This window comes from Phascolarctobacterium sp. Marseille-Q4147 (genome assembly GCF_017968825.1).
GTDB lineage: Bacteria > Bacillota > Negativicutes > Acidaminococcales > Acidaminococcaceae > Phascolarctobacterium_A.
Window position 1 is genome coordinate 347,464 of sequence record NZ_CP072874.1, and the last position, 22,134, is coordinate 369,597.

Genomic DNA, 22,134 nt, shown 5'->3' on the forward strand with positions numbered 1-22,134 from the left:
CCTATTTTTGTTTTTATCTTTTTCTCTATCTTTTATTCGTTCACGTTCTGTTTAACAAACCCCATAAGCACAGCCGACAGCACACTTCCTGCTGCCAAAGCTGCAAAATACATCGGCCAGTTCTGCACTACACCGAAAACAAACACGCCGCCATGCGGTGCCGGAACACTGCAGCCAAAGGCCATAGACAAAGCACCTGCCACGCCGCTGCCCAAAGCACAGGTTGGAATTACACGCAGCGGGTCACTTGCTGCAAAGGGAATTGCGCCTTCGGTAATAAAGGACAGGCCCATGATAAAGTTGGTCACACCGGACTGACGCTCCTTAGAAGTAAATTTACTCTTAAACAGCATGGTGCACAGTGCAATCGCCAGCGGCGGAACCATACCGCCGATCATAACGGAAGCCATGATTTCACTGCTTACAGCGCTGCCGTCAGCCGCAGCCAAAGAAGCAGTACCGAAAACATAAGCTGCCTTATTCAAAGGACCGCCGAAGTCGATGGACATCATAGCTCCCAATACAAAACCCATCAGCACCTTGCTTGTTGTGCTCATGCTTGCCAGCGCACCTGCCAGCCATTGGTTAAAGGCTGCGGTCGGCGGGTTGATAACGTAGGTCATCAAGATACCCATAAGCAGCAGGCCGATAACAGGATACAGCAGAATCGGCTTCAAGCCTTCCAAGCTGTCAGGCAGTACACTGAACACCTTGCGCAATGCCAAAATCAGATAACCGCCGATGAAGCCTGCAAACAGCGCGCCGAAGAAGCCGCTGCCGCCGGAGGCTGCCAAAAAGCCGCCTACGATACCAAGCATCAGTGCCGGACGCTCGCCGATACTCATAGCGATATAACCTGCCAGAATCGGCATCATCATGCTGAACGCCAAACCGCCGATATTCTTGAAGAAGGCTGCCAGCGGTGTGCCGCTGCCAAACTTAGCCGTGCCGGCAAATTCCATATCGAACATAAATGCCAGCGCGATAAGAATACCGCCGCCGATTACAAACGGCAGCATGTGCGAAACGCCATTCATCAGATGCTTATAAATTTGTCTCCCCAGACTTTCCTCCGCATCTGCCACGTCACTTGTCGCCTCGCTGCCGCCCTTGCCTGCGTAAGCAGGAACATTACCGCTCAGAATCTCCTCGATAAGCTCCTTCGGCTTGTTGATACCGTCAGCTACTTTAACAAAGATAACCGGCTTGCCTGCAAAGCGCTCCACAGGCACGTTCTTGTCTGCAGCCACAATAATGCCTTCGGCTTCTTCAATATCTGCTGCCGTCAGCTTATTTTTTACGCCGCCGCTGCCATTGGTTTCAACCTTCATAGCAACGCCCAGCTTACCGGCCATCTCCTGCAAAGCCTCTGCTGCCATATAGGTATGTGCAATACCTGTCGGGCAGGCAGTAACAGCCAGCACCTTGCGCTGCTTAGCAGGCTCTGCTGCCGGTGCTTCTTCTTCCTCAAACTTTTCGTTTTCGTATTTGTCGATAACTGCCAAAAAGTCCTTGGCGCTGCCGGCATTCAGCAGCTCGCTGCGGAAATCATCGTTCATCAGCAGCATGCTCAGATGGCTCAGCACATCAAGATGTACATTATCCTTAGTATCAGGTGCAGCAATCAGGAAGAATAACTTCGCAGGCTCTCCGTCAAGACTGTCGAAGTCAACGCCTTCCTTTACCAGCATAGCTGCCAGTCCCGGTGCCTTTACAGCACTTGTCTTAGCATGCGGAATGGCAATGCCTTCACCGATACCCGTGCTGCCCTCCTCCTCACGGCGCAGCACGCAGGCTCTGTATTCGTCCTTATCAAGCAGATTACCGCCGCTCTCCATCAGCGTAATCAAATGCTCCAACGCTGCTGCCTTATCCTTAGGCTGCGCATTAAGGTCAATGCTTTCTACCTTCAGCAAATCAACTATTTTCATCTTATTTTTTGCCCCTTCTTTTTTATTTATTAGTCACGCCCTGTAAAATAATTTCATCAATATCCTCACGTGTTGCCAGCCAATCCTTAAACGCGCTTGCGCTGCCTGCGGCTACGCCCAGGCGCAGCGCCTCCTCATAATCCTGCGTTTTAAGATAGCCTGCCAAAAAGCCGGCCACCATACTGTCGCCTGCACCGACAGAGTTTACCAGCTTTCCCTTCGGTGAAGCCATCATATGCTGCCTGCCATTTTCGTCCAACAGTACAGCACCGTCCGCTCCACGCGAAACCAGCACATTACGTGCTCCCTGCTGCTGCAGCTTCAGCGCAGCAGCAAGAATATCCTCCTCATTCAGCAACGGTCCCAGGCCAAAGAACTCTCCTAATTCTTCATGGTTTGGTTTGATTAAAAACGGCTTATATTTCAGTACCTTGAGCAGCAAATCGCCGGTAGCATCTACCACAACCCGTGTGCAAGCAGGCTGCAGCAGCTCCAGAATCTGCTCATAAATATCATCCGGCAGCGAAGCAGGTATGCTTCCTGCCAGCACTAAAATATCATCCTGCGTCAGTCCCTGCAGCTTAGCAAAAAGCTTTTGTAGCTCTTCCTTGCTCAGCTGCGGACCCTGACCGTTCAGCGCCGTTTCCGAGTCCGAAATAATCTTCGTATTAATCCGCGAGTAGCCTGCAGCAGCCCGAATAAAATCACAGCGGCAGCCTGCCTCCTGCAGCAGGCGTTCTATTTCTGTACCGCTGAAACCGGCCGTGAAGCCCAAGGCTACCGATTGCAGCCCCAAATTTTGCAGCACCAGCGAAACATTGATTCCCTTGCCACCCGGATATATATTTTCTACTTGGGTGCGATTAATCTCGCCTACCGCAAAATCATCAACCTTTACCACATAATCCAAGGAAGGGTTAAAGGTTACAGTATAAATCAAAGCACAATCACCTCCGTATGCTGCTTGTAGGACCTAACGTTCAAGCCCTCCTGCGCAGCTGTAATAATCACGCCCTTGGACAAAGTGCCGAAGGACACGTTCGACAATGCCTCAAACTTGCTGGCATCCGCCAATACATAGCATTTACGGCAATGCTCCATTGCCACGCGCTTATTCATGGCCTCCTCTATATCAGGAGTAGTGAAGCCCTCTTCCACCGTAATACCGTTGGTTCCGAAAAAGCCCTTGCTGAAATGGTAATGCTGCAAAGAAGCAACTGCCTCCGTACCGATTACCGCATCAGTTGTCGCCTTTACGCGTCCTGCAAGCAGCAATGTTTTCAGACCGCGTTGCGCCAGCTTCTGTGCCAGCGTAATACCGTTCGTCACATAAACAGCATTCTTTTCCGTCAGATAGGTTGCCAGCTGCTCGGTTGTCGAGCCCGCATCAAGAAAAATAAAATCGTTGGGACGCACCAGCGTTGCCGCATACGCAGCAATTGTACGCTTATCTTCAATGTTACGACTGTATTTTTCCTGCATATTGCGCTCCTGCACAGGCTCCGCCTCGCGCACGGCAGTCGCACCGCCATGCACCTTGCGTACCTTGCCCAAGCTGTCCAACTGCACCAAATCGCGACGGATAGTGGACTCAGAGGTTTCCAGAAGCCTTGCCAGCTCCGGTACTGTCGCCGCACCGTCACGCGTGACAATGCGAGTGATTTCTTCAAATCTTTCTTGCGTTAACATGAGCATCTCTCCTCTTGCAGATATTATATAACCATTTTCACGCAAAATCAATCATTTTTAAGCAAAAAGCCGCATTTTTTTGAATTTTTTTTGCAGATTATCTCTCATAACTTTCAAAGCAAAGAAAAATGGATGCCTCTCCCACAGCAGAGAAGCATCCATAATAAAGTATCGTTTATATAGTTTTAAAGACAACACATAAAAGTATCAGCTTATTTGACCAAAGCACGCATTTCATCCGCAGTCAGAGTAAAGTATTCCTTTACGGTGTAAAGCTCACGGCGGCCGCGGCAATCTGCAAACAAAGCAACATCTACATCAGGAATATTTTCCATTGCTTCCTCTAAGCTCTTGCCGTTTTTGGCATAAGCCTCAAAGCGCAGGACAAATTTTTCGCCGGTACCTGCAGGAACCAGCATTGCTTCAAAATAATCATCCTCGCGCAAATAGCCCTCACGATTAACCTTACCACGCAGCAGCACATCACTATACTGCTCCTGCGGCAGATAAATACGCATATAAGCATCCAGAATAGTACCTTCCTGCTTGCCTACGTTATCAAAAGGTACCTCTAAGGAAAAATCAATTCTGTCGGCATATACCTTATCCAAAACAGCCTTGGTGCGTTGCTTTACCAGCAGACGCATTACAGCATCACCCTGCATGGAAATATATACACCTACAATTATAACGCCTAAAATCAACAGTCCTACAAGGACTCCCACAATCGTCATCAGCATCTTGCTTCCCCCCTTACGCCTTATGATAATCCTTGATAATGCAGATTGGTGTTTTTTCACTGCCGTTGCCAAAGGGATTATCAATGAGGATTTCCGCAACCTTATCCGGATCAACGCCCTTAGACCAGCCAAGCACTGCAGAGCGCTTCAAATCATTAACGTCGGCAATAGCAGCGCCATAGCAGCCGCAAGCCTTGGTAATAGCTTCGGCAACCTTTTCCGGTTCTGCCGGACCATAAACAATATGCTTGTCATACGGAGGCATTGTGCCGGTAACATCGTCAATCAGGCGAGCCTGTTTGCCTGCCATACGGTAGAAGGTGCCGCTAACGCCTACGCATTTAGCCGCAAAGCCGCAGATTACTGCCCACAGAACACGTGCACCGCCCTCTGCGTCAATCAGGGATTGCATGCTGTACCAGCTGCTGATACTGCCCTTGGCCGGGAACAGATGCGACAGCACCTTAGCCAGCGGTCCCGGATGAAACTCCTCACAGCGCATTGCTCTGCCTTGGGTAATAGCAACTACGCTTTCGGCAGTGCAGACAACATCGTTAGGGCCGATTTTATCCTTGGCATATTCCAGAATAGCATCACAAATATCATCGTGATGAGTCAAAATTCTTGTCGGCACAGGAACAATCTTATATTTTTCCATACTCTCACATCTCCTCCGCAGCTTTATCCGCTGCATATACCTTCTGAATTTTATCATACCATTCAGGCTTCAGACGGACAATGTGGCCTTCATTATCGGTAAACACATTGCGCGTATGTCCTTCCACCGCTACAGCGCCGTCGCGCAGACGGATAACAGTATAATCAAATTCCATTTTTGCTTTATTAAAGGCACTCATTTTTACCTGCACTTCAAAATCATCATCAAAGGTACAGGAATTTTTATACTTGGCGCGCACCTCGGTAATCGGGAAAATAACGCCGTCAGCCATCAGCTCGCCCAGGGAAATACCGCAGGCACGCAGATATGCTACACGTCCCATTTCAAACCAGCGCAGATAGTTGGCATGATGCACAACACCCATCATATCAGTTTCAACAAAACGCACCTTATCTCGTATTGTAATCATAAAATCTCCTTTTCATCTTCAAGGCTTCCTGCAGATAACAGGCTTACAATCAATTTATTATTATAGCACTTTTGGCGCCAAGTGCCTAACAAATCTTATAAATTATGTAAATTTTTCTCTGCCAGCAGATGCTTAACTTTTTCAGCCAGCAAAGCATAAATTACGGAAAACAGCGGTACGCAGACAATCATACCGGCAACACCGCCAATGCTTGCTCCAATCGTCACCGCCGCCAGCACCCACAGCTCCGAAAGACCTACAGCCTTGCCCACAATCTTAGGATAAAGCAAATCAGCTTCGATGCGCTGCAGCACAATATATAATATGATAAAATACCAGATTTTCTCCGGCGCGGCCACCAGTATTAAAAAACAGCCGATAAGAGCACTGATTAAGGTACCAAGAATCGGTATCAGGCTCAGCACAGCCACCAGCAGCGAAATTACCGTCGCATAGGGAAAGCCGCAAAGCTTCATGCTGACGAAATACATCACGCCCAAAAGCAGCGCCACTACCAGCTGTCCGCCTACAAAGCCACGGAAAATCTGCTCTGCCGTCTGCAAAACATGCAGAATATAAGCAGCACGCTCCTTCGAGCAGAAAGCAAAAATTACGCATTTAAAGTTGCGCACTAATCGATGCTTTTCCAGCAGACAATAGATTGCTACTACAAACCCGATAACACAGCTTGTAAGCACCTCCAGAAGTGATGCCGTTGCCAAAAACGTCTGCTCCAGCAAAAGACGCTTGTTGTTCTGCAGATAATTAAGCAGCGTCTGATAAACTTCCTTAGCCTGCGCCTGTACTACAGCCAGCTCATCTGCCGAGAAGGAAAGCTCCTGCGCCTTCTGCTGCAGATAAATATTCAGCTTGGCCAACGCCGGCGGCAGCATCTTAACAAGCATTTTCATACTGGCGTGCAGCTCGGGCACAATCGTCAGCACAAAAAAGGCCAAAAAGCCGATAATGATTGCAAGGCTCAAAAGCAAACACACTGGACGCTCGAAACGCGATACCACGCTCTGCTTAAAAATTCTGCGCCAATATTGCTCCAGCTTCTTCATCAGTACGTTGACGATAAAAGCCATGCAACCGCCAATGACAAACGGCAGCAAAACATCATATATACCAGCCAGCAGTTTTAGGCTGACATTGTAATTCCACAGCGCCCAGATAAGCACAATTGCAAAGGCCAGCAGACAATAAGGATTTCTTTCTTTCATAAGCAACCTCTATTCAAAGCGCATGTCCAAGGTAATACATGCTCATTAAATTAATAATACTATTGTAACATATAAGCGCGCACAAGACAAAAAAGAAGGCTTTTCTTTGCATAAGTTTCACATCTGTGGTATAATTCCATTGTAGTTTTTGCGCCTGTAGCTCAGTGGATAGAGCAATGGTCTCCGGAACCGTGTGCGGAGGTTCGATTCCTCTCAGGCGCACCAAAAAGAAAAGTACCCTTTCCATTTGTTTGGGAAGGGATTTTTTATGCACTAATATTATCGACCGGTTTTATATTCCTCTATATTCACTTTTCTGCAAACGTATGTTAAAATTAATTAGTGCTACCACAGCGGTAGGCGGTTGCTCTCCTCGGAGGGCTTTGCGGCTCTCCTATTGCAAGAATCCATATCCTTATGGAAATCTACAAGAAAGAGGGTGGCGCCGATGAATATTCTTGAAGTCCTCGCATTATTAGGCTTCGGTTTGGCTTGTGTCAAATTCGGCTATGAACTCGGTAAAAACGCAAAAAAATAACCGCCCCGTCCTAGGAAAACGAGCGGTTATTTTTAACTAACATTTTCTAAGGGCAACCGTCTATCGGTAGCACTTTTTCTATGTTTATTATACTATATCCAACAGCTAAAGACAAGTAGTTTATAACTTTGAAAATCATTGCCAAACAAGCATGCTATTTCTCCGGAACCGTGTGCGGAGGTTTGATTCTTCTCGGACGCTCCAAAAAGAAAAAGCTTTTTACAAACAAAAAACCGCCCGCATCTCACCTTCACCTGAGATACGAGCGGTTAATGTTATTTTTGAAGATTAATTAAAGCAGCTCTGCCTTTTTATCCAGAATTGCTTTGCAGGCAGCGCAGGCCGGGCAGTCGCAATACTCCGCACCGGCAGCCTTGATTTCCTTAGCATGTGCCAGAATATTTTTAGCCAGCTCAGCGCCGAAAACGCCAACGCCTGCTTCGGAATCGGCAAAAGCAATCAGGCCGTCAATCGGCATGATGTCTGCTTCCAGCTCTGCAATATAAGCTTTGGTTGCTTCTGCTTCTTCTGCAGTACCAACATCTGCCAGCCATTTTTCAGCAGCAGCCTTTGCTTCGGCGCTGCAGCTATGAGCAGCAATCAAAGCTTCAGTTTGTTCTTTTACAAAATTCAAAGTTTCTTGTGTCATAATCTGTTAACCTCCTTGTGATGCATTGAGCATCATCAGTACAGATTATAATACCAAAGTGCAGACCTGTAAAGTACGCACTTTCATGTGCGCAGGTTACCGCAAGGTTACTATTGTAGTATCATTTATATACCTACATAACGCTAAAATTACTGCCACTGCGCACATCAGAAAGTATTATATTCATACACCAAAGCGTATAATCTTACCAAGCAGCCACAGTTCCGTCGGCACGCGGCTCCGTTGCTCCCGCCAGTACGCCGTCAGCGCAGCGCCAAATAATTTCACCTCTGCCAAAGCTGGTGTAATCACTCATAACGCGCACCTCATGCCCTAACTTGCGCAGCTCTTCAACAATCTCCGGCGCAAAGCGGTCCTCCAGCCACACCTCGCGCCCATCAATCCACTGCCAACGCGGTGCGTCCAGCGCAGCCTGCGGATTCAGCAGGAAATCAATCGTATTCATCAGCACCTGAACATGACCTTGCGGCTGCATATAGGCACCCATAACACCAAACGGACCAACAGCTTCGCCATCCTTAGTCAAAAAGCCGGGGATAATTGTATGATAAGGCTTTTTGCGCGGCAGCAGGAAATCATCCGAAGATTCGTCTAAGCTAAAGCCTGCGCCTCTGTCATTAAAGTTGATGCCATAACCAGGCAGCACAACGCCACTGCCAAAGTCTTTGTAGTTGCTTTGAATAAAGGATACCATATTTCCTTCATTATCTGCAGTACACAGATAAACAGTACCGCCGCAGAACGGTTTGCCTGCTTCCGGCAGCAAGGCCTGCTCGCCAATCAGTGCACGGCGTTTGGCTGCATATTCCTCGCTCAGCATAGCTTCCACCTTAATGCGCATATAGCGCGGGTCGGCAATATACTGCATGCCATCGGCAAAGGCTAGCTTCATAGCCTCAATCTGCTTATGCAGTGTTGCTACACTGTCACGTCCGTCGAATTCAAAGCCCTTAAGAATATTCAAGGCCATAAGCGCCGTAATACCATGACCGTTTGGCGGCATCTCCCACACATCATAGCCACGATAATTAATATGCACAGGTTCAACAAATTCTGCCCTATAATCAGCCAAATCTGCCAAAGTCAGGCAACCGCCGGTCTTTTCGCTGAAGTCGACAATTTTTTCGGCAAGCTCACCGCGATAATAGCTTTCGCAATAGCTTTCCGCCAACAGGCGCAGTGTTTTGGCATGGTCAGGCAAACGCACCAGCTCGCCTGTGCGTGGTGCCACGCCTTGGGGAGCAAAGGTTGCAAACCAGGGCGCAACAGCAGGATTATCCTTATACGGCGTCAGCGCCTCAATGCCCTCCTGCCAGAAGCGTGCTACTATCGGCGAAACAGGATAACCGTTTTCCGCATAATCAATTGCCGGGGCAAATAATTGCGCAAAGGGCAGACAGCCGAAACGCTTGTGCAGCTCCGCCCAGGCTGAAGGCGCCCCCGGAACAGTCACAGCCTGCCAACCTCTGAACGGCATTTTATCTGTATAGCCTGCAGCGCGCACTGCCTCCGCCGTCAGGTTCTGCGGCGCATAACCGCTGCCGTTGATACCATAAAGCTTATCCTTTACCCAGACAATCGCAAAGCAGTCACTGCCAAGACCGTTATTCGTAGGCTCCACTACGGTCTGGCAAATCGCCGTGGCGATGGCTGCATCTACAGCGTTGCCACCCTGCTGCAAAATCTGCAGGCCCGCCTGCGAGGCCAATGGCTGCGAGGTGCAGACCATACCGCGTCTGCCATAAACTACGCGACGGCGCGAAGCGTAAGGATATTGTTGTCCGTCGAATTGCATTTGCATAATTATCACTCCATAAATGATGATTAGTTGAAAAAAGCACACCTTTACAGATGTGCTTTTAATAAAAATCAAGTAATTATAAAATCTTGGACAGGAAGTTTTTGGTGCGTTCTTCTTTCGGATTGCCAAAAATCTCCTCAGGAGTTCCCTCTTCCAAAATCTTGCCACCGTCTACGAAGCATACACGGTCGCCAACCTCACGGGCAAAGCCCATTTCGTGAGTAACAACAGCCATGGTCATGCCTTCGTTAGCCAGCTGCTTCATAACATCCAGAACCTCGTTAACCATTTCCGGGTCAAGAGCACTTGTCGGCTCGTCAAACAGCAAAGCTTTCGGCTTCATGCACAGCGCACGCGCAATAGCAACACGCTGTTGCTGACCACCGCTGAGCTGATCAGGATAATTGTTGGCTTTATCTTCCATGCCAACCTTTTTCAGGTACATATGCGCAGTCTTTTCTGCCTCATCCTTAGAAACGCCGCGCACCTTCATCGGTGCCAGCATCAGATTCTGCATAACAGTCATATGCGGGAACAGATTAAAGCGCTGGAATACCATGCCTACTTCCTTGCGGATTTCGTTGATATTAGCCTCACCGTTCAGAGGAATACCGTCGATAACAATGCTGCCGCCGGTAGGCTCCTCCAAAAAGTTGATGCAGCGCAGCAGAGTACTCTTACCGCTGCCGCTGGGGCCGATAATAACAACAACCTCTTTTTCCGCAATAGTCAGGTTTACACCCTTGAGTACGTGCAGATCACCAAAGCTTTTCTTCAGATCTTTGATTACAATCATTTCCTTGCTCATTTTGTGTCAAACCTCCGCTCCAGATAACCGGTAAACCTTGCAACAGCAAAGGTCATAATCAGATAGATAATAGCTACAGCCATCCAGATTTCAAAGGAAGCGTAGGTACGGGCAATAATCAGCTGTCCGCGACGAGTCAGCTCTTCGAAACCGATAACGGAAACCAGAGAGGAATCCTTCAGCATCGCAATAAATTCATTGCCCAGAGGCGGAATGATGCGCTTGAAGGCCTGCGGCATGATGATATAGCGCATAGTCTGTGCCCATGTCATGCCGAGGCTGCGGCCTGCTTCCATCTGGCCCTTGTCGATAGACTGAATGCCTGCACGGAAGATTTCGGCAACATACGCACCGCTGTTGATGGAGCAGGCGGAAATTGCTGCCACAAACGGATCAACACGGCTGCCGATAATGTTCGGCAACGCAAAATACACGAGGAAGATTTGTACCAACAGCGGGGTGCCGCGGATAAAATCGACATAAACATTGGCAAAATAACGCAACGGCTTAATGCTGCACAAGCGCGCAATACCGATCATGCAGCCAATCAGCAGACCGAAGGTAACGCTCATCGCCGTAATCTCTACGGTAATAGCGGCACCGGCCAGCAAAAGCGGAAACGAATTTGCCATAAGCTCAAAATTCATATTCTCCCAATCCCTTCTAAATTCTTAGTTGCAGGCTGGAGAGAACCACTGCTTATTTTTTCTCTCCAAACCATTTAGTATAAAGCTTATCATATTCGCCGCTCTTTTTCAATTCAGCTAAAGCTTTATTTAAATCGCCAGCCAGCTTGCTGCCTTTTTTAACAGCAATACCATAAGGCTCAGCTTCCATTCTTTCACCAACAGTTTTAGCAAAGTCCTTGCCTGCTTTGGTCATATAGTATTCAACAACCGGAGCATCACCGATTACAGCATCAGCACCGCCGTTTTTCAGCTCCAGAGAAGCCTCGTCCTGAGTATTGAATGCCTTTACCTTAGCACCTTCAACAGTTCTGGATTTGTTTTCACCGGTAGTACCGATTTGGCAGGCAATAGTTTTACCCTTCAAATCATCGATAGATTTTACATTGCTGTCTTTACGTACCATGATCATCAAACCGGAGGTGTAATAGGATTCAGTAAAATCAACAACCTTTTTACGCTCGTCAGTAATGGTCATACCGGCAATAGCAACATCAATATTGTTGGAATTCAGCGCCGGAATAAGAGCATCAAAGCCCATGCTTACCATTTCAACCTTGTAGCCCATTTGCTTGCCAAGAGCTTCAATCAGCTCAATATCAAAGCCGGTCAGATCCTTGCTGCCTTCCTTAGGAAATTCAAACGGTGCGAATACAGGCTCAGTGCCGACACGCAAAACCTTAGCGCTGTCAGCAGCCTTTTTTTCCTCACCGCCGCAACCGGTCAGCAGCATGCTACAGGCCATAATAGCCATCATTAAAAATACTAATACCTTTTTCATTTGTTGGTCCCCCTCATTTTTTCTTTTCTATTTTTTTAATATCAAACGGAGCACGTCCGGCAATTAAACCCTGTCGTGCTCCGTAGTGAACAAAATATTATTTCTTTACTTCACCAAACCAGGTTTTGTAAATCTTGTCATATTCACCATTTTTCTTCAACTCAGCCAAAGCCTTGTTGATTTCGCCCGCAAGCTTATCATTGCCTTTTTTAACAGCCAGACCATATTGCTCTGCTTCCATGATATCGCCAACAGTCTTCATGCTGGTGTTACCGCCCTGTGCCAGGTAATAACCAACTACAGGACTATCATTGATAATCGCATCAACGCCTTTGTTTTTCAGTTCCATAACAGCTTCATCATTAGTGTTGAAAGCAGTTACTTTAGCGTTAGCAACATTTCTGGCATTCTTTTCACCGGTAGTACCGATTTGGCAGGCAATACGTTTGCCTTCCAGATCTTTAACGCTCTTAACTTCGTTGTTGTCCTTATTTACCATGACAATCAGGCCAGAAGTATAATAAGGCTCAGAGAAGGTAACAGCCTTTTGACGTTCTTCATTAATGCTCATGCCTGCAGCAACAACATCAATGTTACCGGAGTTCAGTGCCGGAATCAAAGCATCAAAGCCCATGCTGACAATTTCAACCTTGTAACCCATTTGCTTGCCGATAGCACGTGCCAGATCCATATCAAAGCCATCATAGCTTTTGCTGCCCTCTTTTTGGAATTCAAAAGGTGCAAAGGTAGGCTCTGTACCAACGCGCAGTACCTTTTCCGGTTCAGCAGCTTTTTTATCGCCACCGCCGCAGCCGGCAATCATCATAGAAACAGCAGCCAGAATTGCCATAACTAAAAACAAAATCTTCTTCATCATCAATTTCCCCTTTCGATATTGTAAGCCATTTTTGAGATACGTACATTATATACCTAAATACCCGCAAGGTAAAGTATTTTTATGAAAAAAAACAGTATAAAAATAAAAATTTGCCGCATTTTTTTTCAAAATACAGCAAACTGTAATTTAGGTAACAAAAAAACAACTCAGCTGACCTGGTTTTCGCCCCCACACTCGCCTGCTGGAAGGTTCGCTCCTAAGCATTCCGCTCCCCACTACTACCTCTCTCGCCCATAATTTTTTTGCGGCAGGACTTACTTCTAAGCTGCACCGTGCTCACAGCAAAATTTTGCTGCTTACGTGGATCGTTTCGCCTGCAACTGGCATCGACTTGCAACCACAGACCTGAGTTGTCCTATCTATTATAATGGGAAAAAATTTTTTTTGCAAGTCAATAGCTCTGCATACTTTTATCTTTTGTCAAAAAGTGCTATACTATTGGTACTCAATATTGAACGGAAAAAAAGGAAACACGCTTTATGATTGCTATACCTCAATGCCTGGACTTTGCAGATGCTCGCCTGACGAAGGATATCTGCGAGTTCTATTTAAGAATGTTGGAAATTAAAAATAGAGAAATTTATCTGCACAGTCAGCAGGTTGCCAATTATTCTGCCAGCACTGCTGCAAAGCTCGGTCTGCCTGCCAGCGAAGTTTCGCAGATAAAAACAGCAGCGCTGCTACATGATATCGGTCAGCTTTCCGTACCCAATATTATTTTGGCTAAGCTGCCGTTTCTTTCTACGCGCGAACAGTCTATTTATAAACGTCACTGTATTGCAGGCTCCAGCATGCTGGAGAACATTCCCGGCTTTGATACCATCAGCGATATCATTCGCGCCCACCATGAAAAATGGGATGGTACAGGTTATCCCAAACGCCTTAAGGGCCAAAATATTCCTATCGGTGCACGCATAGTTGCTGTTGCCAACTATTATGACCGCAACCTTAACCCCTGTACCCAGCATTGGCAAAAAACTCACGCCGACGCTATCATCGAGCTGCAGAACAAGGCAGGTCTCGATTTTGATCCGGCAATAGTTAAAGCCTTTATTGAATCAGTTATCCCACAAGCATTACGCACACAATTAAAATAGCATTGTCAGTCCTGCCAAGACCGACAATGCTATTTCTTTTTCCGGGCATCCCTGCTCCTGCGAGCAGGGATGCTTTATTTTTTTAAATTTGTAAACGCACTGCTTATCAGATGCTTAAGCCTTCGCCATCATCCCATTGTACAATGCCGTCTGCCTTCAGCGATTCCTGCACCAGGATAACGCGTTGGTTTTCGCTGCCGCGAAAGCGCAGATTAGGATTCTTCAGCTCAAGCTTAAATTCTCCGTCTACCAGTACGTCAATATAGGACAGCATTTCTTCGGTAATTTCCCAAGGTCCCAGGTTACCTGTCAGCATATCCTTTTCGAAATCATAGCCGCTGTAGCACCAGATATCCTTCTTGGGGAAGCGTGCTCTTACCTTGCGCAGGAACGGCAACAGCGCTGCCTGATTAGCAGGCTCGAAGGGTTCACCGCCCAAAAGCGACAGGCCGCGGATATGTTCGTTTTCCAAGAGCTCCAGCAAATGCTCTTGCGTTGTTTCCGTAAAAGGCTGACCGTAATTAAAATTCCAGGACTCCGGGTTAAAGCATCCCTTGCAATGATGCGTACAGCCGCTGACAAACAGCGATACACGCAAGCCCGGTCCGTTAGCAATATCCAGATTTTTTATTTCTGCGTAATTCATACGCCCTCACCTCGCAAATTACAGATGCATTACTCTGGCTTTGATTTCCTTAGTCTTGCCTACATTCCAGAAGTTCTCTCCCAGATAACCGCAGGTACGGCGGATAACCGTCATCTTGGAGTGATCCTTGTTGTGGCATGCGGGACATTCCCACTCATTATCATCATTAATGGTAATTTCACCGTCAAAGCCGCAAACATGGCAGTAATCGGATTTGGTATTAAACTCCGCATACTGGATGTTATCATAAATGAATTTGACAACCTCTTCCAATGCTTCGGTGTTGTGACGCATATTAGGAATTTCTACATAAGAAATCGCACCGCCGGAGGAAATATTCTGGAACTGGCTTTCAAATTTAAATTTGCTGAAAGCATCAATCTTCTCGCGTACATCAACATGATAGGAGTTAGTATAGTAGCCCTTATCGGTAACATCCTCAATCGTGCCGAAACGTTCCTTGTCGATACGTGCGAAGCGGTAGCAAAGGCTTTCTGCCGGTGTACCGTACAAACCGAAGCCAAGGCCAGTCTGTGCCTTCCATTTATCGCAGGCACCGCGCAGACGGTTCATAACGCGCAGGGCAAAATCCTCGCCTGCAGGATCGGTATGGCTTACGCCCTTCATCAGCTTGGTCAGCTCATAAAGGCCGATATAGCCGAGAGAAATGGTAGAATAACCGTTTTCCAGATACTTGTCTATTGTTTCGCCCTTACCCAGACGGGCAATAGCACCGTACTGCCAATGTACAGGGCTGACATCGCTCTTAATGCCCTTCAGCGCATTGTGACGGCACATTAGCGCTTCAAAGCACAGCTCCAGACGCTCATCCAGCAATTTCCAGAACTTCTGCTCATCGCCTTTGGCAACAATGCCAATCTGCGGCAGGTTCAGAGAAACTACGCCCTGATTGAAGCGACCTTCGAATTTATAGTTACCGTTTTCATCCTTCCAAGGAGACAGAAAGCTGCGGCAGCCCATCGGGGAGAATACATTGCCTTCGTAGTTTTCACGCATCTTCTTAGCGCTGATATAATCAGGATACATACGCTTAGCGCTGCATTTTACTGCCAGACGTGTAATGTAATCGTACTTGCCGCCCTTCAGGCAGTTATGCTCATCCAGAACATAAACCAGCTTCGGGAAGGCCGGGGTTACATAAACGCCCTTGTCATTTTTAATGCCCTGCAGACGCTGACGCAGAATTTCTTCCACAATCATAGCGTTTTCCTTCAGATACGGATCATCCTTCTGCAAGTTCAAAAACAGGGTAACAAACGGAGATTGTCCATTGGTAGTCATTAATGTATTAATCTGATACTGAATGGTCTGTACGCCGCCCTTCAGCTCATAGCGCAGGCGCTCATTTGTCAGACGCTCCAGAGTTTCGTCATCAATGTTGCCTCCGGAGGTTTCCTTGATGCTCTTTTTAAACTTTTCATAGCTCTTACGCAGATATTTGCCCAGATGACGGATATCAACAGACTGACCGCCGTACTGGCTGGAAGCAACAGATGCAATAATCTGTGTCATAACGGTGCAGGCAACCTGGAAGCTTTTAGGGCTTTCAATCATTTTGCCGTTCATAACCGTGCCGTTATCCAGCATATCGCCGATATTAATCAGGCAGCAGTTGAAAATAGGCTGAATAAAATAGTCAGCATCATGAAAATGCAGCACGCCTTCTTCATGCGCCTTGGAAATCTTTGCCGGCAGCATGATACGCTTTGTCAAATCCTTGGAAACTTCACCGGCAATCAGGTCGCGCTGAGTAGCAGCCATCGTTGCATTTTTATTACTGTTTTCTTCCATAACGTCCTTATTGCTGTTGCGGATTAAGGACAGAATAGAATCGTCGGTAGTGTTGGCCTTACGCACCAGAGCACGTTTATAACGGTAAATAATATACTGCTTTGCCAGCTCAAATTTACCTGCATCCATCAGGCTATGCTCTACCATATCCTGAATGTCTTCTACAAGCAGGCGCATACGGTTACGAGATTGTACGCTATCCGCAATTTCCTGGATTTTATCCTCCTCAATACGAAATTCCGGTTCTACGGCAGCATTGGCCTTTTGAATAGCAACGACAATCTTTGCGGCATCAAAATCTACTGTTGTGCCATCGCGCTTAATTACTTTCATAACCTTTCAGCATCCTTTCTTGTAAAAATCAAAGTTATAAATCAATATCTTCGTATAATAACTAAGAGCAAAAATCCATAAGTTATTCTTAAAATACACCTATACGTTATTCAAGGCTCTGACCGTAACGGTCAAAGCCTTGTCTTAATCATAAAAAACAGCTACGGTTCAGCGTAGCATTTTCTGTAGCTTTATTCTACCACAATATGTCGTAGGTGTCAAAGATAAATTCATCAATATGTTGATAAAATTCTTTGTAGACGATTTTTTCGCCAATTTAGCATTTCGCCTTATTTTTCCTATTTTCAGCTAATCGCTTTACAAAAAAGTCCTGCGAGAGGAAATGTTCCGCAGAAAAACAGCTCAAAATTATCCCTTCAGCAGCGATTTTTCAAGCTGTTACCTTTGTACACGCACTGCAAAATATGGTATAATTATTTTCATCTTATTGTTTTGTTATAGGGGTGTTGTTTATGAATAATTCATCAGCAAATAATCACAGTACACGCGGCGTTCTCATGCTCACCTTGTGTGCCTTCATCTGGGGTACTGCCTTTATCGCGCAAAGCGTCGGCGGCGATTACGCCGAACCATTAACCTTCAACTGCGCGCGCAGTGTTTTAGCTACTGTCTTTTTATTTGGCTGTTGCCTATTGTTCGACAAAGCGGCAGGTAAGCGCTTTACTGTTTTAGGCAGTGATGACCCTATTTATAAAGAACGTCTGCTTAAGGGCGGCATCACCTGTGGTCTTTTCCTCTCACTCGCCTGCTTTTTCCAGCAGCTTGGCATAATGTACACCACCGTAGGCAAAAGCGGCTTTATTACAGCACTCTATATCATTCTGGTACCTGTTTTGAGCTATATCTTCTACCGTCGCTCCGTTTCCCTGCTGCAGGGCCTCAGCGTTTTTGTAGCAGCCGTAGGCATGTACTTCATCTGCATCAACGAAGGCTTCTCTATCAACAAAGGTGATTTATACACACTCATCTGTGCCTTCTGCTTCGCTGCACAGATTATCGCCATAGAAAATATCATTAAAAATCTTGACGGCGTGCGCCTGTCACTCATACAATTTATGACCTGCACCGTTGTCAACGGTGTTCTAATGTTTATTTTCGAAACACCATCCATGAGCAATATTATTGCAGGCTGGGCACCTATCGCCTACGCCGGTATCATGTCCAGCGGTGTAGCCTACACGCTGCAGATTGTCGGTCAAAAACATGTCAGCTCCCTGGTTGCCTGCATGCTGATGAGTCTGGAATCAGCCTTCGCACTGGTAAGCGGCTGGCTTATTTTGGGACAGGCTATGAGCAGCCGTGAAATCTTTGGCTGTGCTCTGGTTTTTGCGGCAATTACTTTGGCGCAGCTGCCGGAGGAAATACTGGGATTAAAGAAGCGCTAAGCCTTACACTTAAAATAAATTGACAAAGAAAAAATAATTTCCTATAATAAGCAAAGTAAGAGAGATTCCTGATAGCTGTATGTCAGTCCTCTCCGGATTTTGTTTTTGAGAGAGACTGCCTGCAACCTCAGGCAGTCTTTTTGTTATTCTTTTATTACCTTTTAAACAATGATAAATTATTACTGGCAAGGAGCTGATATTATGGATCATTTTCAGATTCACGCACCTACACAAATAATCTTCGGTAAAAATACCGAAAATGAAGCAGGTAAATGGTGTAAATATTACGGTGCCCACAAGGTACTCGTACACTTCGGCGGCCACAGCGCCAAGAAAAGCGGTCTGCTGGACCGCGTCTGCGCCAGCCTGCATGACGCAGGCCTGGAGTACGTACTGCTTGGAGGCGTTGTGCCTAATCCGCAGCTTTCCATGGTTAAGAAGGGCGTAGAGCTTTGCCGTGAGGAGAACGTTGATTTTATTCTCGCAGTCGGCGGCGGCAGTGTTATCGACAGCGCCAAGGGCATTGGCTACGGCCTAGCTAACCCCGGAGATGTTTGGGATTATTATGCCAAGAAAAAAGAGATTACCGCCTGCGCTCCGCTCGGCGCTGTGCTGACTATCGCGGCAGCAGGCAGCGAAATGAGCAACTGCAGCGTTATCACCAACGAGGACGGCATGCTCAAGCGTGGCCTTTCTACCGACTACGGCTACTGCAAATTCGCTATTATGAACCCTGAGCTTACATATACATTGCCTGCCTACCAGACAGCCAGCGGCTGCACCGACATCATGGTACATACCTTGGAGCGTTATTTTACCGCTCCTGCCACACATCAGCTGGCACTAATCGACGGCATTGCCGAAACCTTGCTGCGCAATGTTATGCGCTATGCAAAAATTGCGCTCAAAGAGCCGGATAATTACGATGCACGCGCCGAAATCATGTGGAGCGGTACCCTGTCGCACAATGAAACCACCGGTGACCGCACCTTTGGAGACTGGTCCTGCCACCAGCTGGAGCACGAGCTGAGCAGCATGTTCGGCGTTGCTCACGGTGCAGGCCTGGCAGCAGTCTGGGGTAGCTGGGCACGCTATGTATATAAAGAAAATATCGGACGCTTTGCACAGTTGGCAACTAACATTTTCCATATTCCCTATAACTTCCGCAATCCCGAAGCTACAGCTTTAGAAGGCATTGCTGCAATGGAAAGCTTCTTCCACCATATCGGTATGCCTACAAGCATTCACGAGCTTATCGGCAAGGACCTCACAGAAGATGAAATCAAAGAGCTGGCATATAAATGCAGCTTTATGAATACGCGCACCATCGGCCAGTTCAAGGTACTGAGTGTCGAAGATATGGAAAATATCTATCGCGCAGCAAAATAACCGGCTTATAACACCAAAAGCTTCCCTTTGCGGGAAGCTTTTTATACTTTAAGTGCCGGAAATACAAAAAACTCCGTAACCCAAGGGTTACGGAGTAATTTTTATGAAGATTACATTGCTGCTTCTTCAACAGGATATACACTGATTTGGCGTTTGTCGCGGCCTTTGCGTTCAAATTTAACGCGACCTTCAACCTTAGCATAAATAGTGTAGTCCTTGCCCATGCCAACATTGTTGCCCGGATGGAATTTAGTACCACGTTGACGAACGATGATGCTGCCAGCGGTTACCAGCTGGGTGTCATGAGCTTTGGTACCCAGACGTTGTGCGTTAGAGTCACGACCGTTGTGGGAGCTACCAGTACCTTTTTTATGTGCATGTAATTGCAGAATAATTTCAAACATTACTTTCACCTCCTATGTTCTTGAATGCGAACATATTGCGGACACTGACGCGCTATTGATTCCACTCCATAAATCATGGTTTGCAATATAGCCTCTGTCAGGTCGGTAGGAGCACTGTTCAATGCTACCTCGAAGATTCCGTCCTCCTGATTAACGACATAGGACGGATTGAGTTTCAAATGTTTTTCCAAGCCAAGCAAGGGAGCCTGTGTCAGAGCGGAAACAGCGCTGCAGACAATGTCTGAGCCTTCTTCAGCAAAACCAGCATGACCACTGACCTTATAGCCGGTAATCATACCCTGCTTGTTCCTGAATAAATCAACACTTACCATAAAAATTATGCGTTAATAGCGGTGATTTCAACAGTAGTGAACGGTTGACGATGACCTTGACGTTTACGGTAGTTGGATTTAGCTTTGTATTTGAAAACGAAAATTTTGTCTGCTTTGCCGTGTTCAACAACTTTAGCAACAACTTTTGCACCTTCAACTACGGGCTTGCCAATCTTAACATCAGCATCATTTACAACGGTCAGAACTTCTTCAAAAACTACTTCAGCGCCAACTTCTGCGTTCAGTTTTTCAACTTGCAGAGTTTCGCCTTCGCTTACGCGGTATTGTTTGCCACCGGTTTTGATAATTGCGTACATCTATTGCACCTCCCTTAATGATAGACTCGCCAAATACGGTACCCTGACGCCAGGGATTTTCAGAACCTCTCTGCGCGGTTGGGGACGGACCAAATCAGTCCATACTGGAATATTTTACCTTAATGTCTGCTATTTGTCAACACCGCTGTTATCTAAAATCATAAAACTTTCTACATGCAGGGAAGCATCTGCCTCAACCTTTAGGGAGCAGGCCAGTTCCCGTTCCCAGGCACGCAAATCCTTGCTTACAAGCCACTCTGCCAGCCATGGATTAGCGGTAATCAAAAGATTTTTCGAACTGCTGCGACGCTTCAGCAAGGTACGCAGACGACGCTTGATTTCCAAAGAAAGATTTTCTCTGCTTTGCACACGTCCGCTGCCGTTGCATACCGGGCAGGGAGTATATAATACACTTGATAAATTCTGACGCGATTTTTTTCTGGTAATCTCCACCAAATTCAGTACCGTAATATCCTGCACCTTGGGATGCATTTTATCACCCTTCAGCGCCTGCTGCAAAGAGTTCATAATCTCTCTTTTGTGATTATCGGTGTGCATATCAATAAAATCTACTACTATAATGCCGCCTATATCACGCAAACGCAGCTGACGCGCAATCTCCAGCGCCGCCTCACGGTTAATCTGCATAATCGTTTCTTCCAGATTTTCACGTCCGCTGAACTTGCCGCTGTTAACATCAATAACAGTCATCGCCTCAGTATGGTCAATAACCAGATAACCGCCGCTAGGCAGCGTCACCTGTCTGTCGCTGATGCCGGCAACTGCTTCGCCCTGCTTATGATATTCAAAGATATCCTCCAGACCCTGATACAGCGTTACCCTGATATCTTGTGCCTGCGGCATCTCGGCCAGCAGCTCTTCTACACGCTTATAAATCGGCAGATTATCAATCACGATTTCCGTCAGCTCCGGGCGCAGATAGTCGCGCACAATACGGATAGGCAAATCAAGCTCACGCCTCAGCAGGCAGGGAGCCTTCGCTACACGCTCACGTGCCGCCAACACCTTCCAGTCAGCAGCCAGCTCCTGCACATCGCGCTCCAAAAGCTCACGCGCAACACCGGTTGCCGCCGTACGCACCACAATTCCCATACCGGCAGGACGTACCCCCTCGCAAATAGTGTTCAGGCGCTCGCGCTCCTCCTTATCGGTAATCTTACGCGAAATACCCACATAATCCGCCTGCGGCAGCAGTACAACATAGCGTCCGGGCAAGGTAATTTCGCGGTTAGCGGTAGGGCCTTTAGTACCGCGTGCATCCTTAGATATCTGCACTATCAGACTTTGGCCTTCTGTAACATTCTTTTTATTGCCCAGATACAGAAATGCATTTTGCTCCAGGCCGATATCAACAAAGGCAGCCTGAATGCCACGGACTACATTGCAGACCTTACCTTTAAATATGCTGCCTACAAGATGCTGCTCTTCCTTGCGCTCTACCAGATATTCCATCAATATTCCGTTTTCCAGCAACCCCATACGGGTTTCGTCTTCGTTGGCGCTTATAATTATTTTAGCTATCAT

22 protein-coding genes and 1 tRNA gene are annotated in these 22,134 nt (G+C 46.9%); 4 read left to right on the forward strand and 19 right to left on the reverse strand.

The features are described from left to right. Positions 1–32: 32 nt before the first annotated feature. The 7 genes from KAH19_RS01535 to KAH19_RS01565 form a co-directional block, all read right to left on the reverse strand. Complete coding sequence (locus tag KAH19_RS01535; RefSeq protein ID WP_210684833.1) at positions 33–1,931, reverse strand: fructose-specific PTS transporter subunit EIIC; 1,899 nt, start codon at positions 1,929–1,931, stop codon at positions 33–35. 22 nt (positions 1,932–1,953) lie between these two features. Then, on the reverse strand, positions 1,954–2,871 hold the full coding sequence (gene pfkB, locus KAH19_RS01540; RefSeq protein ID WP_210684834.1) for a 1-phosphofructokinase: 918 nt from the start codon (positions 2,869–2,871) through the stop codon (positions 1,954–1,956). Next, a complete protein-coding gene (locus KAH19_RS01545; protein WP_246869391.1) occupies positions 2,868–3,620 on the reverse strand; it encodes a DeoR/GlpR family DNA-binding transcription regulator in 753 nt (250 codons plus the stop codon). Before KAH19_RS01545 ends, pfkB begins: the two co-directional genes overlap by 4 nt. Positions 3,621–3,832: 212 nt before the next feature. After that, on the reverse strand, positions 3,833–4,360 hold the full coding sequence (locus KAH19_RS01550) for a hypothetical protein (protein ID WP_210684836.1): 528 nt from the start codon (positions 4,358–4,360) through the stop codon (positions 3,833–3,835). A 13-nt stretch (positions 4,361–4,373) separates the two neighbouring features. Next, positions 4,374–5,018 carry a coenzyme F420-0:L-glutamate ligase gene (locus KAH19_RS01555; protein WP_210684837.1) on the reverse strand — a complete coding sequence of 215 codons (645 nt, stop codon included), beginning with the start codon at positions 5,016–5,018 and terminating at the stop codon, positions 4,374–4,376. 4 nt (positions 5,019–5,022) lie between these two features. Continuing rightward, the gene (locus KAH19_RS01560; protein WP_009146111.1) at positions 5,023–5,448 is read right to left on the reverse strand and encodes a thioesterase family protein; all 426 of its coding nucleotides are present in this window, start codon (positions 5,446–5,448) and stop codon (positions 5,023–5,025) included. A gap of 95 nt (positions 5,449–5,543) precedes the next feature. After that, on the reverse strand, positions 5,544–6,671 hold the full coding sequence (locus tag KAH19_RS01565) for an AI-2E family transporter (protein ID WP_210684838.1): 1,128 nt from the start codon (positions 6,669–6,671) through the stop codon (positions 5,544–5,546). A gap of 150 nt (positions 6,672–6,821) precedes the next feature. Here KAH19_RS01565 and KAH19_RS01570 point away from each other — a divergent pair. Then, positions 6,822–6,896, forward strand: a tRNA-Arg gene (locus KAH19_RS01570). Between the two features lie 605 nt (positions 6,897–7,501). Here the strand turns inward: KAH19_RS01570 and KAH19_RS01575 are convergent. The 6 genes from KAH19_RS01575 to KAH19_RS01600 form a co-directional block, all read right to left on the reverse strand. Then, positions 7,502–7,858 carry a molecular chaperone Hsp90 gene (locus KAH19_RS01575; protein WP_210684839.1) on the reverse strand — a complete coding sequence of 119 codons (357 nt, stop codon included), beginning with the start codon at positions 7,856–7,858 and terminating at the stop codon, positions 7,502–7,504. Positions 7,859–8,063: 205 nt separating this feature from the next. Next, complete coding sequence (locus tag KAH19_RS01580) at positions 8,064–9,674, reverse strand: gamma-glutamyltransferase family protein (protein WP_371816692.1); 1,611 nt, start codon at positions 9,672–9,674, stop codon at positions 8,064–8,066. A gap of 82 nt (positions 9,675–9,756) precedes the next feature. Then, positions 9,757–10,476 (reverse strand): amino acid ABC transporter ATP-binding protein, encoded by a 720-nt coding sequence (locus KAH19_RS01585; protein ID WP_044484609.1) that lies wholly within the window; start codon positions 10,474–10,476, stop codon positions 9,757–9,759. A gap of 8 nt (positions 10,477–10,484) precedes the next feature. Then, a complete protein-coding gene (locus KAH19_RS01590; protein ID WP_009146117.1) occupies positions 10,485–11,135 on the reverse strand; it encodes an amino acid ABC transporter permease in 651 nt (216 codons plus the stop codon). 52 nt (positions 11,136–11,187) lie between these two features. After that, on the reverse strand, positions 11,188–11,955 hold the full coding sequence (locus tag KAH19_RS01595) for a basic amino acid ABC transporter substrate-binding protein (RefSeq protein WP_210684841.1): 768 nt from the start codon (positions 11,953–11,955) through the stop codon (positions 11,188–11,190). Positions 11,956–12,052: 97 nt separating this feature from the next. After that, a complete protein-coding gene (locus tag KAH19_RS01600) occupies positions 12,053–12,832 on the reverse strand; it encodes a basic amino acid ABC transporter substrate-binding protein (RefSeq protein WP_371816684.1) in 780 nt (259 codons plus the stop codon). Positions 12,833–13,332: 500 nt separating this feature from the next. On the opposite strand from KAH19_RS01600, the gene KAH19_RS01605 reads away from it, so the two are divergent. Next, positions 13,333–13,950, forward strand: a complete 618-nt coding sequence (locus KAH19_RS01605; protein ID WP_210684842.1) for an HD-GYP domain-containing protein — start codon at positions 13,333–13,335, stop codon at positions 13,948–13,950. Between the two features lie 106 nt (positions 13,951–14,056). Here KAH19_RS01605 and nrdG read toward each other — a convergent pair whose 3' ends face one another. Both nrdG and nrdD read right to left on the reverse strand, forming a co-directional pair. Continuing rightward, positions 14,057–14,596, reverse strand: coding sequence for an anaerobic ribonucleoside-triphosphate reductase activating protein (gene nrdG / locus KAH19_RS01610; RefSeq protein WP_210684843.1), 540 nt, complete (start codon positions 14,594–14,596; stop codon positions 14,057–14,059). Between the two features lie 18 nt (positions 14,597–14,614). After that, entirely contained in the window at positions 14,615–16,741 is a 2,127-nt protein-coding gene (nrdD, locus tag KAH19_RS01615) for an anaerobic ribonucleoside-triphosphate reductase (protein WP_021720612.1), read from the reverse strand. A 473-nt stretch (positions 16,742–17,214) separates the two neighbouring features. Here nrdD and KAH19_RS01620 point away from each other — a divergent pair, with 473 nt between their 5' ends. Together KAH19_RS01620 and KAH19_RS01625 are read left to right on the forward strand one after the other, a co-directional pair. Beyond that, a complete protein-coding gene (locus KAH19_RS01620; protein ID WP_246869392.1) occupies positions 17,215–18,147 on the forward strand; it encodes a DMT family transporter in 933 nt (310 codons plus the stop codon). Positions 18,148–18,348: 201 nt separating this feature from the next. Further along, positions 18,349–19,536 carry an iron-containing alcohol dehydrogenase gene (locus KAH19_RS01625; RefSeq protein WP_210684844.1) on the forward strand — a complete coding sequence of 396 codons (1,188 nt, stop codon included), beginning with the start codon at positions 18,349–18,351 and terminating at the stop codon, positions 19,534–19,536. Positions 19,537–19,646: 110 nt separating this feature from the next. Here KAH19_RS01625 and rpmA read toward each other — a convergent pair whose 3' ends face one another. From rpmA to KAH19_RS01645, 4 genes are all read right to left on the reverse strand, one after another. Then, positions 19,647–19,940: a 50S ribosomal protein L27 gene (rpmA, locus tag KAH19_RS01630; RefSeq protein WP_021720615.1), complete on the reverse strand. Its 294-nt coding sequence runs from the start codon at positions 19,938–19,940 to the stop codon at positions 19,647–19,649. Positions 19,941–19,945: 5 nt separating this feature from the next. Then, positions 19,946–20,272 (reverse strand): ribosomal-processing cysteine protease Prp, encoded by a 327-nt coding sequence (locus KAH19_RS01635; protein ID WP_256437807.1) that lies wholly within the window; start codon positions 20,270–20,272, stop codon positions 19,946–19,948. 5 nt (positions 20,273–20,277) lie between these two features. Further along, a complete protein-coding gene (gene rplU, locus KAH19_RS01640) occupies positions 20,278–20,589 on the reverse strand; it encodes a 50S ribosomal protein L21 (RefSeq protein WP_009145437.1) in 312 nt (103 codons plus the stop codon). Between the two features lie 129 nt (positions 20,590–20,718). Further along, positions 20,719–22,134, reverse strand: coding sequence for an Rne/Rng family ribonuclease (locus KAH19_RS01645; RefSeq protein WP_210684846.1), 1,416 nt, complete (start codon positions 22,132–22,134; stop codon positions 20,719–20,721).